Here is a 17,951-nt window from a genome sequence, read left to right on the forward strand (position 1 = left end):
ATTTAATTCAGTACCACAAAATTAACAATTTAGCAATATTCACCCTATAAAAATGATTATTTATTAATTAACCCTAATTTAAATAGGGGTTAACAAATTATTGATAACTTTTAACGATTTACACCCCTATAAATAGAGGTTTTTGATAAAAAAAATTATTTTTACCGCCTATTAAAACAAAAAGTAATTAATCCACTATTATGAGCAAGGCAAAATTAGAGTACATCTGGTTGGATGGATATTTTCCAACTCAAAACATGAGAAGTAAAACCAAAGTTGTAAATGACTTTAGCGGTAAATTAGAAGACTGTCCAATGTGGTCTTTTGACGGTAGTTCAACAAGACAGGCTGAAGGCGGTTCATCTGACTGCTTATTGAAGCCAGTTGCTATATTCCCAGATCCAGCAAGAAAGGATGGGTTTTTAGTAATGACTGAAGTATTAAATGCGGACGGTACGCCACATGTATCAAACGGAAGATCAACTATTGATGATGATGATAATGATTTCTGGTTTGGTTTTGAGCAAGAATATTTCATCATGGATACTGCTACTCAATTGCCTTTAGGTTTCCCAATTGGTGGTTACCCTGCTCCACAAGGCATGTACTACTGTTCAGTTGGTGGTAAAAACACGCATGGTAGAGATTTAGTTGAAGAGCATGCTGATTTATGTATCGCTGCTGGTATCAACTTTGAAGGTATCAATCAAGAAGTTGCTTCAGGACAATGGGAGTTTCAACTGTTCGCAAAAGGAGCTAAAAAAGCTGGTGATGAAATTTGGGTTGCTAGATATCTACTTGATCGTTTAACAGAACAGTACGGTTTTTATATTGATTATCATCCAAAACCGTTAGGAAAAGATATGGATTGGAATGGTTCAGGTATGCACGCCAACTTTTCAAACACTACTTTGAGAACATGTGGTGACCAAGGTACCTACGAAAAAATATGTGAAGCTTTCCGCCCAGTAGTAAAAGAACATATTGAAGTTTATGGTGAGTTTAACGATCAACGTTTGACTGGTGAGCACGAAACTCAGTCTATTAATGAATTTAGTTTCGGAATCTCTGATAGAGGTGCTTCAATTCGTATTCCAATCGCTACAGTAGAAAGCGGATGGAAAGGTTGGTTAGAAGATAGAAGACCGGCTTCAAATGGTGATCCATACAAAATTGCAGGAAGAATTATTAAGACTGTAAAGTCTGCTAAAGTATAAGTTAATTTAGTTGTTGATTATAATTAAAAACCGTCTTAGCAATAAGGCGGTTTTTTTATTGTAAAGTGAGATAAACAAATAAGATATAGATAGCAATTAATATTAATCCATCTCTCCATCCTAAACGAAGTCCTTTCGGTACAAAAACTAAAGGAAGTATCAAGAAGGATATTCCCAACATCCAAAAAATATCATTTGATAGCAAGCCCTCATCTATAACTTGTATTGGGGTAATAATTGCGGTTATACCCAGAACCGCGAGGAGATTGAAAATATTGGAGCCGATGAGGTTTCCCAATGAGATTGCCTTTTCTTTTTTAATAATAGCAATTATAGAAGCCGCTAATTCAGGAATACTAGTACCAACTGAAACAACTGTAACTCCAATTACGCGTTCTGTAACTCCAAAAGACGACGCCATACTCTTTGCTCCTTCAATTAAAAGTTCAGAACCTCCCCAAAGTGCAACACCACCCAAACCAAGAAAAAGAACGGTTTTATATAATGGTAAAGGAATATCATCTTCCGGTAATTCGTCTACAACGGCCGTTTTCTGAAATCGAAGCAGATACACCAAAAAAGCAAAAAGAAATACAACCATAACAATTCCTTCATATTGTTGTAGTATTCCGTCAAAGTATATAAAACCAAAAAAGAGCAATGAAGCCGCCATCATTACGGGCCAATCCGTGGTGTAAAAACTTTTGCGAACATTTATACTACCTAAAAGAACTGTAATGGCCAATACCAATCCTAAATTGGCAATATTAGAACCTACTACATTACCTAAGGCTAAATCAGGAGATCCGTCTAAAGCAGCTTTTATACTAACTATTAGTTCAGGTGCTGAAGTAGCGAAAGACACTACTGTCATTCCAATAACTATTTTAGGAATATTCAGTTTTAATGAGAGTGCAACTGCAGCTTTGAGCAACCAATTGCCACCAAAAATCAACAGCGTTAAACCTAAAATAATCAATAGTAAATCTTGCAAAATGGTCTGTTTATGGCATAAATATAGGCAGACATTTACACTTAATAGGAATTGAGTTTATAATTAAAAAACTAAATAAATAGTTAAATAACTATAAATATAGTTGTTTAACTATATTTATAATAGTATGTTTGGAATCTAAAATTTGGCTCATGCAGAAATTGACAAATAAAGAAGAGGAAATCATGAAAATTTTGTGGAAGCTTGAAAAAGCCTTTGTAAAAGAGATTCTAAGCGAGACTGATGGTGTAAAACCTCACTACAATACCTTATCTACCATTGTGAGAAACTTAGAAGAAAAAGGTTATGTGGGTCATGAAGCTTTTGGCAATACACATCGATACTTTCCAACGATTACAAAAGAAGCGTACCGTAAAACATATATCAACTCTACCATAGCTGATTATTACGACAACTCTTATAAAAGTCTTGTTTCATTTTTTGCTAAAGAGGAAAAGATTTCGATTGACGAGTTAAAAGAAATTATTGAACTTATTGAAAAGAAAAAGTAATGGAAACGTTTTTAATTCACCTTTTAAAATCCTCAGGAATTTTACTTCTATTTTTAGGAATATATCATGTATTTCTTAAAAAAGAGACCTTATTTAATGGGAATCGCCTTTTCCTGATTAGCGGATTAGTGCTCTCATTGCTCTTACCTTTTATAACCATAAGCAAAACTATTTACGTAGAACGTGCTCCAGTAAATGTTATGGAATTTGAAAGCATAGCCTCTAGCTCTTCTCAGGTTATTGCTAATAAAACTTTTGAATGGTCCTTTTTACTTTTAACACTATACCTTATTGGTGTATGCTATTTTAGTATAAAACTGTTGCTTCAATTGCGAGCTATTGAAAAGATTAAAAAAGACAGCGAAGTTAGCAGAGAAGATGGGTTTTATCATGTAAAGACCAAATCAACAATTTCACCATTTTCTTTTTTTAAGCATATCTTTTATTATCCGTTTCAATTTAATACTAAAGAACTAGATACCATATTAATCCATGAAAAAGAACATGCCAAAGGCCTTCATTCAATGGATATTCTATTGACTGAAATTGTTTGTATTCTACAATGGTTCAACCCTGCAATTTGGCTTTATAAAATTATTGTAAAACAAAATTTGGAATTTCTTGCTGATTCCAAAACTTGCGAGCGATACCAAAATAAAAAACAATATCAATATCTCATGCTGAAACAGTTAGTTCACCCTCAGAAAATTACAATCGCAAATCCATTTTTTAATTCATTAATCAAAAAACGAATTGTCATGTTAAATCAAAAACAATCTTCAAAATTGAATCTTCTAAAATTATTTCTTGTTTTACCGTTATTAGGGGGGTTTTTAATGGCTTTCAATTCGGAAACAATCCACAAGGAAAAAGATGTTATTATTGACACCAATACTGTGGCTGATGCTATAAATGTGATAATTACAAAAAATAGTTCAGAAATTTATTTAGAAACTATAAAACAAGATTTAGATAATAAGGACATTGATTTTTCTTACACTATAGTGCGCAATAATCTAAGAGAAATAATTAATGCCGAATTAGAATTTAGTGGGATTGATGATAAAGGCCAAACCTTCCAGTTAGATTATAACACCAATTCTGAAACACCTATTGAAGATATACTTTTCCTTTGCAATTCAAAAAACAACATCAAATATTTAGGAAAAAAAGCTTACGCGGAAAACCATTTAAAAAATAAAATAAGGGAATCTTCAAAATTGAATGTGCAAATCACCAATATCACCTTAGATATTGATAAAACCTCTAAAACAGAAGACTTAAACTCGGAAGCAGACTTTTTAGCTAAAAGAGGTGTCATCATTAAATTTAAAGGAATTAAAAGAAATAATTCAGGTGATATTACAGCAATAAAAGTGTCCTACGACAACGGTTCTAAAGACAAGGGAAAATATGAGCAAAAAAACACAGAAGGAATTAGTCCATTTAAAATTAAAATTAATTTTCAAGATGGTGAATCAGCTAAAATAACGGTGAATCAAGGGCAAGAAAAGCAAAATATGATATTCGTGAGTGATCAAGGAAATAGCAAGGTGATTAATCTTCATAAAAATGATGCTCACGATAATGTATGGATAAGTTCAAATGACAGTGACACATCTATTTTAAAAATTAACAAGTCTAAAAGCGGTGAAGTGATTTTTTTAAATGGAGAGAAAACTACAAGAGAAGCTCTGGCGAATGAAGGTAAAATAGAAAAAATGCTTGTTAAGTTTATAAATAATGATAGTGTAAATCTTCAAGTTGATACAAAAATTATACACATGGGATTTAAAGATTCTTTAGTAAATACAAGTGAAGAAGTACATTTAATTGAAGATGATGAGGAAGGCAATAAAAAATATATAATTATTAAAAGTGCCGAAGGAGAAATGCTTTCTGAAGATACTAATAGTTTAATCAAAGAAGATATTATTTTAAAAATGAATAAAACATCTACAAATGACAAAAGTGATAAAGATAAAAATGTATTCATCCTTAAAAAGTCAGACGATCATGCAGCAATTAAAGTAGATGAAAAGGCTGGATTCGTTTTTATAGATACTGATAGCCAAGAAAAACCAATATATTTTATTGATGGTAAAGAAGTATCTGGGAAAATTATGGAAGAACTCTCCCCAGACGATATTGCAACCATTAATGTGTTAAAAGGTGATGCTGCCGAAAAAAAATATGGCGATAAAGCTAAAAATGGGGTTGTTGAAATTACCACGAAAAAAGAACAATAGTAAAATAGTTTTTAACCAAATAAATAAAAAGCCGTTCAAGTTTTTGAGCGGCTTTTTTATTTTCATTTTAAACGAAAACCCACAAAACCTTCATTTTCGGAATGAAACACCCCTTGGTTTTTGAAAATTGGTTTAAAATAGCCCTACAATTGTTTCAATTTTTAACTAAAAAATATTATTATAATTACATATTGTAATTTCTATAAAGGAAGTCACTTATAAATTATATCTAGAGTCATTCAAAGGCTTACTAACTCGTATTAAATTTCAATAATTTTAATCTAAATATTTGGAAACATGACAGTTATCATCATATCTTAAAATCATAATTGCAAAAAGCAATCAACTCAACCCTAAAAATTTAGCATAATATGATAGCATTAGTCAAATTCATTGTTACTCTAGTATTAAGTATTATAACCATTGCGTTATAATCAAAAAGACATTTTATTTATCAATCAAAAACGAACAGAGGTCTCATCAACCTTAAGATAAACTTTTAAATTCATTATTATCAAAAACGAAACACGTTAAAAGCTCGGTTAAAAACCGAGCTTTTATTTTTGTATTTTTCCAAAAAACTAAAAATGCAATCTTTTTATAAGGCCTTAGCCAGAGTTAATAAAATAGTACTTCCATCGTTTACCAAAAAAAGATTGGATTTAACCAAAGCCTCTAAATTTCAACTAGCTATAATTGGTTGGCGATATTTTGTTACAACCAAAGCATTGGGTTAATATTTTAAAAGGGCTTCTGTCTGATATCCTTTGAGCTGATCTGATCCATTCAAAAAGGTTAATTCAATTAAGAAGTTACATTGCACTACCTCACCCCCTAAACTTTCGACTAATTTGCATACTGCTTTAGCGGTTCCACCCGTTGCTAACACATCGTCGTGAACAAGTACTTTTTCTCCCTTTAAAATAGCATCTGTATGTATTTCTAAGGTACCCGAACCATATTCCAAATCATATGATTCTGAATTAGTTTTGTATGGCAACTTACCAGCTTTGCGAATAGGCACAAAACCAGCACCTAATTTAGAGGCTAGCATTGGAGCAAAAATAAAACCACGACTATCAACACCAACCACCTTATCAATTTTTAGTTCTCCAATTAATCCATGTAGGGTATCACACGCTGCTTTTAAAGCTTCAGGGCTCTTTAAAAGAGGTGTAATATCCTTAAAAACCACTCCGTTTTCCGGAAAGTCAACAATATCTCTAACAAAAGGTCTAAAATCCATTTAATAATGTTTTAGCAGTTTTGTAGTAAAGTTAAAAAGAAATATATTTGCACCCCGTTTAAAAGGCCTCGTAGCATAACTGAATAGTGCACTTGATTACGGCTCAAGAGGTTGCAGGTTTGAATCCTGCCGAGGTCACTAATAAATAGTTTAATAAGAAAAAACGCCAAGCTTGCTTGAGCGTTTTTTTGTTGGACTATTTTCAAAGCGGAGCTTTGTCTGGAAAAACAAAGTTAATCCTACCGAGGTCACAAAAAAAGCCCATCATTAAAATGACGGGCTTTTTTATGAATTGAAAAACTAGTTAAACTAAAGGAGTACCTTTTAAACGTTTTTCAATTTTCTTTTTCTTCTCTGTTAGACGTTTCATAACGTCCATTAGATTTGAATCTTTAGTTTCTTTATAAATCTCATTAATATCTAGTATCAGTTTTTTTGCTTCTCTAGAGGCAGAAACACGATCACTTGTTGACATATGACTTAAAGTCCTGGTAACAAACTCTTCTGCATGTTCTAATAATTCTTCCGTCATTTTTATTTAAAATTAAATACTGTATTACAATTATTTTATAATAATCTATATTTTGACTCTATTTAACTATCGAAATTTCATATTTATGAAATATTTAACTTGAAAAATGTCGATATAATTATTCAATCAAGTCAATATAATTTGCCAATATAAAGAATAAACACTAAACTTAATTCGTAAAAGATCTTTAAATTATAAATTCACCAAAAAATTATATGAAAAAGAAACTCTTAGTTCTATTATCAATAGTTGCTTTATTTTATGCTTGTTCATCTGATGATGATAACAATATTACTCCACCGTCGGGAGAAGAATTCATTGGAACTTGGCAATTAACAGCAATTACGGTTAGCAACGCCATTGATGCCAATAATGACGGTAATACTTCAACTAACTTATTAGATGAGGTTACTTGTCTGCAAGAGACTTTTATATTAAATGAAGGCTTTACTTGGACCTCAAATGCTGTTAATGTCCGGTTAATCTCTGCTATTACCGGTAACTTATATAATGTTTCTTGCTCTGACCCTCAGGCAACCAATGGAAATTGGGGAGTTGATAATGGCCGCATATTTTTGGTAGGTGGCAACGATACCAGAGAATTCACAGTTGCTGGTAGTGAAATTATAGAAACCATTGGTCAAAATCTACCAGGGATTCAAAGTTTTACCTTTCAAAGACAAGAATAGATAAAGTCATCACTTAATACTATCATTGGAATTAAGAGCGCCAACTGACTTTCGAAAAAGAGAATCTACTTCAGAATTTTCAGGATTTAGTTCATTTTTCAATTTTTGAATACGTTCTTCGAACTCTTGCTGACTGATATATTTATTATTATCAAATAGCGCATTAAAAAGACTAAACAATGTAAATACAAAACTCAAAGCTACAGCGCCAATTAAACCGTATAAAAAGGTTCTTTCTCGCCTATAGGAGGCTTTTTCAGTTTTGCCCAGATTCTGCTTCTCTTCATTAGAAAGTTTTCTTGTATTCGCGAGTTGATCAAGAAAAGTATCCCACTTTTCTTCTTCTTGTAAAAAAAGATGCTTAAATCCTCCTGTTTCAATAAATTCTTCCGTCAATCCTGTGGAAGAAATCATAAATATTTTAGAGCCATTACCACTCATTACATCAATGAGATCAGGGTCATATTCTAAGATTTCACGAAGCAACCTCTCAATAAAATTTAGACTATAATTCGGTCTTAAAAATTCATCATAAAGTAATTGAACCTCAAAATAATCATCTCGATCAGAAGCGTATTGTAAAAATTTATCCTTCAATTCCGCTTTAAAAAACTCACTCATTTTTGATTATACAATTGTAAAAGGTTGGCCACTAAAATTTGTTAAAACAAATTTAAATGAATTTGATTTTTGACGGTGATTTTAGTGTAAACAAATATGAATATTTGTTTTAATTCTTTAAAAATTCAACAATTCATAAAAAACAACTCAAAATTCCAATTAAAGATAAAAGGAACCCGAGCTGCCTTATAATTTTAAATCATTAATATGTTTTAATCCTCAAAGATTCTACTCAACAAATACTAACTTTCACCAACTCATTCACCTCTTAATACTTAGGACGCTAATTGAAATGCTTTTTTCTTTCTTCTATTTGAGTTCTAATTTCATTGGCCTTTTCTTCGGTAACGTCATAAGAGCGCATAATCCACATGGCGGCTAAAGTACCAACGACCGGAAAAAAGCAAAAAATCGCATGTAACCCTTGTATTGCATCTGGCTGTTCAAGCGTGGTTAATTCAGGGTCAAATCCTACAACACCCAAAAAGGCAGCACCCAACCCACCTGCAATAGCAAAACCAACTTTTACCATCCACCAATAAATGGCACCAAAAACACCCTCTCTTCGCTTACCACTGTTCAATTCATCAATGTCAATAATATCTGCCGTCATTGACATCATAATAGTAAACAAACTACCGATTCCAAACGAAAAGAAAGGCAGACAAATAATATATAACCATGGTTTACTGGGAATAAAAAGAAAGTACATCATAATATACCCCACTATTGAAATCGCCTGAGAAATCATAAAAGCTTTTCTTTTTCCCATTGTTTTCGACATCCATGTTACAATAGGTATCACAATAAAAGTAGTGCCCAAAGCACCTAAACAACCAAATAAAGACACCCAAATACCAGAGGCCTCAGCATCTCCATTAAACAACTTATAGACAATCACAAAAAATGTAAGTGAAGACACTGCAAAAAATGCATTATAGATAAAGAAGGTCGAAAAACATATTTTTCTAAACTCAGGAATTTTAAATGCTTCTTTAAAATTTTGGGCAATTTTTACTAGACTACCCCCTATATTAGCTGCATTAAGAGGTTCGTAGTTCTCATTTATTGTTGATTTACTTTTGATAAACAATGCAGGAACGATGGCGCAAACACTACAGGGTATGGCCACCCAAATAGCCAATTCCCTTACCGCAACATCAGCTGAAGGAAACCATTCTGGATCATACATAATTACCCAAAACCAAGGTGCTATTACCCAAGCCCATTGCCCTATCCATTGGGCTATTGCCATTATATTTGTACGTTCATGAAAATCATCACTCATTTCATAGCCCATAGCTACATAAGGCACACTAAAAAAGGTAAGACCTAAATAAAAAATGATAGACCAAATAAAAAAATACCAAAAATTGTACTGAAGCGAATCCTCTTTAAAAAGCTGCCACATAAAAACATAGGCCAAACCCATTATAATGCCCCCGATTAGGACATACTGCCGTCGACGACCCCATTTTGACTTTGTGTTGTCAGACACAAAACCCATTATTGGATCTGTAATGGAATCGAAGATTCTGGGAAAGAGGTAAATTAAGGAATACATCCAATTAGGAAATCCCAAATCTTGTACAAGAACGACCATGAATATACCCAGGATGGCAGGAAACATTTGGTTTGCAAACATACCAACCCCAAAGGCGATTTTTTGTCCTAAAGGGACTTTACTTTTTGCTGATTCCATATGTAGTTTATTTGGTTACTAGTTAATTATTTCGCTCTGTTATTTCAAATTAAAATTTTGAAATAATTCATTGGTTAATCGGAGGTACCATAACGTCTTTCATTAATGCCTGTTCATCCCCGTCATAAGTCTTTGTTATTGGCTTTCCATCTCTAGTTAGTCCTTCAAAAACATTATTATCTACCATCTTCCATAGTGCATATTTTGCCTGACCTTTCAAGTTTATAAGCCCAAAATGGTTTTCTGAACCTTTTGCATTTGTGGCATCTTTCCACTGTTCATCAAAACCCTCAAAATAAAAACATGATATACCTTCTAAATTTGTCCATTCTCTCATATGATTATAATAGAGTGCCTCTTTATACTCATCAGTTGCCTTTGAACCTTCAGGACCGTAAAATCCATTAGAAACAGTAGCCCAACCGGTTTCACCAATATGAATAGGTTTCTCAAAACCTAAACTATTCATATACGTTTTTACATTGTTATACTGAGACATAGCATATTCTTTGGCTCGTAACATTGCTCCTTCAATTTGTTCTTTCTTTGATGCATTTTGTTCCGACTCAAAAACTCCCCAAAAATCGGGATTGTAATGCGTATCATGCATTGGATAGGTATGTACGGAGAGAAAATCTACAGCTTCAATTAACTTATTTAAGTCCTCTACATGATATTGACCATCTCCGCCTCCCCAAGAAGCAAAATTGTCAGAACTTGTAACCCATAAGTCTTCTTTTAATTCACCTGATAATTTCAAGGATTGAAGATGATTAACCCATTTTAAAATAATACCTGGTTGAACATAATAACTTGCCGCCCATTTGACCATAGCCTCATTGCCAACTGCGATAACCTTAACAATATCATCATATTTTTTAGCCAGGCGAACAGTTTCTTCAATTTCTAATGCATTTCTTTCACTCTCATTAGTATGGTCAGGAACTTTATCCGTCCATGCATTTTTGCAATCTATCCACGCCCCGAGCATGACATACATGTCAAAACTAGAATCTTCTTTTTTTAATTGATGAATAGCCTCCAGAACATTAGCCGCATGTGGCAAATGCACCTTGTAAGTACGTATTATTTTAACACCCATGGCGTTCAAAATCTTCATGTCTTCTTTGAGTTCTTCTATGGAAGGTTCAACACTATGATCGACTTGACGATATCCACCATAAGACATAGCTAAATAATCTGGATTACCTAAAATTTCTCTAGCGCTTTTAGCTGGTTTTTCTTGTTCTTTAAGGTTTTGATTTTGTTCTTTTTTACAAGAAAAAATACCAACTAATAAAATACATGCTATAACCCTTAAATGCTTTTGCGTCATAAAACTTTATTTAGGTAGTCCGTTATACTTTGCTTTTACGACTTCAAATGTTTCTTTTTTATTTCGTTCCAAGTCCACAACACCCCAGTATTCTTCATTTGGTGTACCATCATATGGTACCCCTGTGCTATTTGGCGCCCAACCTCCTGGGTTTTGCTTATCGTTTTCTCCGGCCTTCCACCATCCATCTGTAAATGAAAAAAGTGTAACCCCTAAGGTATTCTCTAAATTCTCAAAAACAGCATCCAATATTTTTTTATTAGCGTCAGCTTGGGCTTTTTGATTTTCTCCTTTTTGATATCCGCTTTTGGTTATTGTCATAAAACTATCTCCACCAGCTTCAGATAAGTACATGGGTTTTTCGCTAACAGCTTTCCATTGTTTAAAAATTTCAGTAGGGTTGTCCCATCGGTAAACATTCATACCCCAAACATCAATATTAGGAGACATATTTAAGGCTAATTCGTTCGGTAATTCTCCGTGCGCTGTTGTCACAGGGTGATTAGAATCAACTTCTTTAATTTCTAAAGCAGCTTTATTCATAGCTAAATACCAATTCTGGATATTGCCTTTAAACCATTCCGGATGGTAATTGTATTCATTACCCAGTTCCCACATTAATATGGCTTGATGATTTTTATACTTTTTAACGTAGTCCAAAAAAGTACCCGAAAGAATGTCAAACTTACCTTTTTGATTATAGCCAAAACCTATTATTATTTTTATACCTGAATCAGCAATCTCATCTAAAACATCTTTATCGGCTATAGGCTCATAGACTCTGATTGTATTTATACCCAACTCTTTCATTAACAGCAAATCTTCCGTTAAGTTGGTAAAATCTCTTTTATTACTATTCTTTGGTACGGGGTGATAGCAAATTCCTTTGATAATATATGGACTCTCGTTCACCAATAAGCTTCTACCTTCTACGCTAACTACTTGAGACTGCATGGGTAGCCCTTTGCAAGAAGAGCAAACCCATAAAAAAAACACTATGACGATTCTTCCAATCATGCTAATCTAATTTTATAAAAACCTTTATTTGCTTAATGATTCCAATTCTTTCAAACAAGGCACTACTCCATTGTTTATTTAGTTTTAAAGAAGAAAATTGTTCTTCTTTATCTTCGGTTGAGGTCACAATTATTTTTGAGGTCTCGGCTAATTGATAAATAATAGGTACTTGGCAATACGTGAAGCATAATTGACCTTCTTGAAGTGGAATACTTTTATCTGACCCATCTAGCCCTTTAAAAATGAATATAGAAGGCTCAATCAAGAATTCTTCAAGTAATAACAGTGAAGGATTAAAATGGAGTTGTCCCTGCTCAACAAATACTCCCAATTCACCAAAACGACTTAAAATATCTTCTTTTACTTGGCCAGTCATACCGGGTTGTTGCGCTCCCTTTCCACCAGGCGTATGAGAATAAGGGTCGGTTGGAAAAGCTCCGTATAATTCTGGAGATTTATGTACCCCTATTCCAGCATTAATTTCATAATAATGCTCTTTAAGCCTTCCGATAATTTCGCCACTTGCTCCTTCATTTATTGCTTTTAGACAACACTCTTGAACAGCTAGTAAAAGCTTTGACACCATATGCCAATAGATAGAGCCTAAACCTTCATAACCATAAAATGTGCCTGATCGACCCGTGAATGCCTTATGATTAAAAACAGTTTCAAAAATCTGTGATAGTTTTTCCCTTTCTTTTTCAACCAATTCTGAGTAAGACGTATCTAAATTATCTAGAGCACTTTCAAGACTATTAGCATTATTAAAATTTCCATTAAAATGAAAATCCCCTTTGATATCTTGTTCTATAATTTCACGATTACCTTGTTTCAAGAGCTTTTCTAAAAGTTCTGATTTTTTAACTTCTTCAGAAGGTATATTGTTTCGTTTTGTAAATCGCGGCAACTCCTTATTAGGATATAGTAAATAACTGTATTGATCCTCTCTAAAAAGCTTACTAGCTTTTAAAGCATCTAAAACTTCAAGAGCTTCTTTTGAAGATAAGTAACCAGCACTTAATACAGCTACTTGACCTTCTAACATTTCATTCAAATAAGAAACTGAAACTTCTTTTTCACTTTCTAATGTCATCAAATTGTAGGCATGATACAACTTATCGCTCCTTTTGTTAGCGTCTATAGCATGACCCAAATAATCCAAGGTCAATACCATAAATTCAAGCAAATCCTTTTTGTAAATACTACTCTTTGAAGCCGAAAAACCTTGTTGATAGATATTCCCTCTATACTTAGCTGCTGCAGTACCCAAACCATCCATTACCACTTTTCGATCTTTGTTAGAAAAACTCCCAGACAAAAGATTTTTACTCGCCTTCAAAGTGGCTATGGTCTCGTCAAAAAACTTTAATAATTCAGATGAAATCTCAACACTTTCATTTGCAGATTGCTCTATAATACTTTGAAAAAATGATAGAAATCTTCTCATGTAATATAGTGTAACCATGGAAACACCATTACCAACTAAAGCATTATTAGCATCGTTCCACTCTGGTCTTTGAGTAGTTAACCATATACCTGCTTCTGGTATTAAATTAGAACACTTAGCTAGAAGTGTTGCAAGTAATTTTTCAATTAAATTGACCTTATAAATTTGATTTTCACCAACATGCCACAAAGCCCCATCAGCGCCAATAATTTCCCTATTTTCTCTAATCTCAACATCAAGTTCATGATTAAAATCAATAGTGTCTTTCGGGTTCTTCAAAATAGACTTATAATCCTTTATTACATATGGGACATTGGCATAAACAAAAATTTCTTTATCAAAATACTTTTCTAATTTTTTAGGCTGGTGCTTTTCAATAAATTCAAGAAACTTCAATAAATAGATAATTTGATGGTCACCCCAATAACCAATATAAGACCAAGGATCATCTGGCTCAATGGTTTCCCAGTCAAAGCCCCCTTTAGTTACTCTATATGGATTATAACCATCAAAAGTTGTAGCATTTAAAAATTTATGAATCATGCTTTCTATGAACTCAGGATATGAGTGTGCTAAAGCTTCCCAGTTCTGGAAAATATCTCGCCAATTACCTTCATAATCTAAAATTTTAGAACCATCAACCTCACTATTTGTATTAATAGAGAATTTATTCCAAGGTCGACTTGGATCTCCATGTCTTCGGCTAAACTTTAATGGTAGATATTCAAAACATAACCTACTAAAATTTTTGTCTTTGGCATCCCAAGCTAACTCTAATAATGCTTTGTGTTTAAATACTTCTGGAAGGGCTTTTAATAAACCAATGGAAGAACTAAAAACATTTTTATTGGCCTTTGATAAATAAGTCTCAAAATCTGACTTTTCAATATTGTAATTATCGTCAAAAATCCCCCCTCGCATTATATTAAATAACACATTAGCATAATGTCGCGTGTTTCTTCTTTTATCAGAAGTTAACTGTTTTCCATCGGCAGCCATAGTCAGGGCTAAAAGGTTTTGAGTACCGGCCTCAATATCTTCATTAATTTGAGCTAATAAATTTTGCTCCTTAGTAATGAGCTCAGAAATTTGGACTACATCAGATGGCCCTTTATTTACATCAGCCACTAAAATCCATTCTTTTTCTTTCTTTTGTGGTAGTATCATTTCAGAAACAACAAAGTACGCTCCCTTTTCTGCTCGAATATCTATTTCCTCCTTCACACTTGACGTTCTTCTAAAATCGTTCAATTGCAATGAAGACAATAGAATTTTTGTATTATCTAAACCTTTGGACCAAACTATATTAGCTTTCAAAGCTTCACTTGGCTCTGCCTTGTCAACTATAACAGCACTAAGCGTGAAAATACCGAGCCCTGAATCAGTAAGAAGCTCATTTTTTTTATAAGCGTCTACCAAATTACTTGCTGCTTGTTGAGAACTCGGCTCAACACCATAAGGTATTATATTTTGAATACCATCTAAAACCTTAACTTCAATATTAGATTCCGAATCATTAATCAATTTAGTTCTCTTAACAAAGCCAAATTTATTACTGGTATTCCAATGGCATTGATAAGTCAATCCAAGATCATGATTAACCTCTTCAAAGATGATTTTGTTACCGTATTCATTTTTGTAAAGATTTCTGGTATACTGATAAACACCAGTATATCTATCAGAAAAAGGTTCCCAAACTTTTCGTTTGCCATCAACTTGAATTATATAAATTGATTTACTACCAGTAATTTCAAAAGACTCCGTGATTTTATCATCAGTGTAATACGGAAATAAAGCATAGTCACTATTCTTTCTACCTGCCGTCAATCCGCCATTACTTGCTATAAACATCCAATGATTAGCATCACTAACAATACTCATAAAAAAAGGGCGCATAGCCGCTATGTTTGAAATCATATAAAAGGTTTCTCCATTAATGGAAACAGCTTTCATATTTACTTCATTAGCCTTAGTATCATCCTTTATTTTCTGCATAATAATATAAAAATACTTGTTACTTAAACTTGTTTTCTTTAGTTATGGATTAAATCATCTATAAAGTAGGTACCATCCATTGTTATCGCACCATCATTTTCGTTATTATCTGGCTTTATAACCAACTGACTATATGCAGTTGGAGAAGCTGGAAGATTGGTAAAAGTAAATTCAACCTCAATCCATTCATTAGCATCTGATATAGGAACAAAAACTGGTGTTGGATTACCAATGCTACCATCATTAGGATTAGCCAATAGCTCAAACCGAAATACTACATTAGCTTTAGTACTATAGACTTTTAGTTTAAAAGTACTTGATGTTCTTAAATCAAAATTATTAACAAATATATTTTGCACACCAGCAAAGAATTCTGACCCGGCAGGTTTATCTATTCGCAATACAAAATCTGAAGTATTTATTCCCGTTTTAAACGGATTTGCCACAAGCTCAGAAGTTAACCCATTACCAAAATTCAATGAAGAAAGAAATGTTTCACAACCCTCAAAATTTAATGGCAACTTAATTGCTTCTTCAAAGGTATCTGTGCAACCTCCTGATGGTACTTCCAGAGGATTTCCACCATTACTATCTCTACCATCTCCTCCCGTAAAAAGGGTTATATTATCTAAAGAAACTGCTCCTAATTCCGCACCCATATTAAATAATACACGACTATTACTATTGCCAAAGTCGCCAGCCGTTAATTGCAAGGTATATGTTTGACTGGTTGTTGTTAAATTAACCGTAGGTGTTGTTTCAGTAAAAGGAGCTTCATTTAAACCAATACCTGCCAAAATAGTACGTTCTCGGTCAGATGACGCGTCAAATGTTAGTATATAATTAGTTCCTTCAACTATTTCTGTTACTTGACTTATAGTTACCGAAGAGGCTTCTCCAGCGGTCATTATATTTACAAAATTAAATTCATTTCTATTCTCCGATTGTAGATTAACTCCATTTCCTATCCAAGGAGCTACCCCAGATTCAAAATCACCGTTCACTATTATTCCAGCATCTAAATTACTATCCGTATCACCATCTCCACCTCCGCCAGAACCAACTAAATCAATATCATCAATAAAATAAGAACCGTCTTGAGTAATTGGGCTATCTGTTTGGTCATTATCTGGTTTTATTACTAATTGACGGTATGCCGTTGGAGATGCAGGAAGATTAGTAAATGTAAATTCAATTTCAACCCATTCATTAGCATTTGGTATTGTAACAAAAACCGGTGTTGGATTACCAATACTACCATCATTAGGGTTAGCTAATAATTCAAACCTAAATACAACATTCGCTCTTGTACTATATACTTTGGCTATAAATGTATCCGTGTCAGTAAGATCAAAATTACTTGGAAAAATATTTTGAACTCCCGCAAAAAATTCCGAACCTGCAGGCTTATCAATCTTTAAAACAAAGTCGGACGTATTGATGCCTATTTTAAATGGATTTTCAATTAGAGCAGAACTTATACCACTTCCAAAATTTAATGAAGAAAGAAATGTTTCGCACCCTTCAAAATCTAATGGTAAGGTCATAGCTTCAACTAGATTCGCTGTGCAACCAACAGCACTATTTGGCGTTTCTATTTGATTGATAGAGTCTATTAAAAATAAACCCTCTTTAGTGCCACCAGGGTCTACAATAAAAGTTAATTTAGAATACTCGTCAATACTATCAAAAGTAAATAAGAGTTCTTCCCAACCCATTCCTGAATGACTTACAAGAACTTCAACTTCATTAGCATTAGGTCCTTCCATTCTTAAAAGTACTGCTATAGGAGCATCTGCCCAAAAATTAATTTGGATTGTTTTTTCTATTGCAAATTCTACTTCCGTTGCCAATTCAAAGAAAATACCTTCAAACGCTACACCACTATTTCTAATTTCGCCAACGTTAGAAACAGTTGGATTAGTACCAGAAATGTCTGGGTTTTCAATAATCCGAAAATTTGTGCCTCCAAAAGTTACTGCTTCATTATTTACTGTTGCATCATCAAAAGTAATAGGCAATGTGGCTTTATTAAGCGCAACAACAGTAATTTCATCTTCAATACTATCAAAAGAACCTTCGCTAGCCGATGCTGTTAGTTTTACCGTAAAAGTTCCGGATACATATATTTTAGTTGGATTGATTTCTGTTGACGTACTGCCATCTCCAAAATCCCACAGATATGTTGTAGCTTGTTCGGATGTATTTACAAAAATGGCTGTATCTCCCTCTATAGTAAATGTAAAATTTGCTACAACTTGGGGTCCATCATCATCGCTTTTACATCCAAAAAACAAAATTAAGAGTAGGAAAAAAGAAATAAAATTTAATTTTTTTTGAAATCTTTTCATTGTCCTGTTGGCTAACCTTCTATCTTATGTGATAAAAGGATTA

The 17,951-nt window shown here is 33.2% G+C and carries 13 protein-coding genes and 1 tRNA gene; 5 read left to right on the forward strand and 9 right to left on the reverse strand.

Annotation, left to right across the window (positions count from 1 at the left end; all coding sequences use genetic code 11):
• The first annotated feature begins 200 nt into the window (after positions 1-200).
• Positions 201-1,217: a glutamine synthetase beta-grasp domain-containing protein gene (locus RM520_RS11345; protein WP_311388087.1), complete on the forward strand. Its 1,017-nt coding sequence runs from the start codon at positions 201-203 to the stop codon at positions 1,215-1,217.
• A 55-nt stretch (positions 1,218-1,272) separates the two neighbouring features.
• Here RM520_RS11345 and RM520_RS11350 read toward each other — a convergent pair whose 3' ends face one another.
• The gene (locus tag RM520_RS11350) at positions 1,273-2,211 is read right to left on the reverse strand and encodes a calcium/sodium antiporter (protein WP_311388088.1); all 939 of its coding nucleotides are present in this window, start codon (positions 2,209-2,211) and stop codon (positions 1,273-1,275) included.
• A gap of 152 nt (positions 2,212-2,363) precedes the next feature.
• On the opposite strand from RM520_RS11350, the gene RM520_RS11355 reads away from it, so the two are divergent.
• Positions 2,364-2,723, forward strand: a complete 360-nt coding sequence (locus RM520_RS11355; protein WP_311388089.1) for a BlaI/MecI/CopY family transcriptional regulator — start codon at positions 2,364-2,366, stop codon at positions 2,721-2,723.
• A complete protein-coding gene (locus tag RM520_RS11360; protein ID WP_311388090.1) occupies positions 2,723-4,972 on the forward strand; it encodes a M56 family metallopeptidase in 2,250 nt (749 codons plus the stop codon). Before RM520_RS11355 ends, RM520_RS11360 begins: the two co-directional genes overlap by 1 nt.
• 733 nt (positions 4,973-5,705) lie before the next feature.
• On the opposite strand, the gene RM520_RS11365 is transcribed toward RM520_RS11360, so the two are convergent.
• Complete coding sequence (locus RM520_RS11365) at positions 5,706-6,218, reverse strand: adenine phosphoribosyltransferase (protein ID WP_311388091.1); 513 nt, start codon at positions 6,216-6,218, stop codon at positions 5,706-5,708.
• Positions 6,219-6,282: 64 nt separating this feature from the next.
• Here RM520_RS11365 and RM520_RS11370 point away from each other — a divergent pair.
• Positions 6,283-6,356 (forward strand) — tRNA-Arg (locus RM520_RS11370).
• A 166-nt stretch (positions 6,357-6,522) separates the two neighbouring features.
• Here the strand turns inward: RM520_RS11370 and RM520_RS11375 are convergent.
• Positions 6,523-6,750, reverse strand: a complete 228-nt coding sequence (locus tag RM520_RS11375) for a hypothetical protein (protein WP_311385824.1) — start codon at positions 6,748-6,750, stop codon at positions 6,523-6,525.
• A 215-nt stretch (positions 6,751-6,965) separates the two neighbouring features.
• Between RM520_RS11375 and RM520_RS11380 the strand changes: the two genes are divergently transcribed.
• Complete coding sequence (locus RM520_RS11380; RefSeq protein ID WP_311388092.1) at positions 6,966-7,439, forward strand: hypothetical protein; 474 nt, start codon at positions 6,966-6,968, stop codon at positions 7,437-7,439.
• Positions 7,440-7,448: 9 nt separating this feature from the next.
• Here the strand turns inward: RM520_RS11380 and RM520_RS11385 are convergent, their stop codons facing one another.
• From RM520_RS11385 to RM520_RS11410, 6 genes are all read right to left on the reverse strand, one after another.
• Positions 7,449-8,060, reverse strand: coding sequence for a hypothetical protein (locus RM520_RS11385; protein ID WP_311388093.1), 612 nt, complete (start codon positions 8,058-8,060; stop codon positions 7,449-7,451).
• A 283-nt stretch (positions 8,061-8,343) separates the two neighbouring features.
• The gene (locus RM520_RS11390) at positions 8,344-9,762 is read right to left on the reverse strand and encodes an MFS transporter (RefSeq protein ID WP_311388094.1); all 1,419 of its coding nucleotides are present in this window, start codon (positions 9,760-9,762) and stop codon (positions 8,344-8,346) included.
• Positions 9,763-9,829: 67 nt separating this feature from the next.
• A complete protein-coding gene (locus RM520_RS11395; RefSeq protein ID WP_311388095.1) occupies positions 9,830-11,098 on the reverse strand; it encodes a glycoside hydrolase family 17 protein in 1,269 nt (422 codons plus the stop codon).
• Between the two features lie 6 nt (positions 11,099-11,104).
• On the reverse strand, positions 11,105-12,052 hold the full coding sequence (locus tag RM520_RS11400) for a glycoside hydrolase family 2 TIM barrel-domain containing protein (RefSeq protein ID WP_311388096.1): 948 nt from the start codon (positions 12,050-12,052) through the stop codon (positions 11,105-11,107).
• Positions 12,053-12,116: 64 nt separating this feature from the next.
• On the reverse strand, positions 12,117-15,557 hold the full coding sequence (locus RM520_RS11405; RefSeq protein WP_311388097.1) for a hypothetical protein: 3,441 nt from the start codon (positions 15,555-15,557) through the stop codon (positions 12,117-12,119).
• Positions 15,558-15,595: 38 nt separating this feature from the next.
• Positions 15,596-17,908: a carbohydrate binding domain-containing protein gene (locus RM520_RS11410; RefSeq protein WP_311388098.1), complete on the reverse strand. Its 2,313-nt coding sequence runs from the start codon at positions 17,906-17,908 to the stop codon at positions 15,596-15,598.
• Positions 17,909-17,951: the final 43 nt, after the last annotated feature.

This window comes from Croceitalea vernalis (genome assembly GCF_031846405.1).
GTDB classification, from domain to species: Bacteria; Bacteroidota; Bacteroidia; order Flavobacteriales; family Flavobacteriaceae; genus Croceitalea; species Croceitalea vernalis.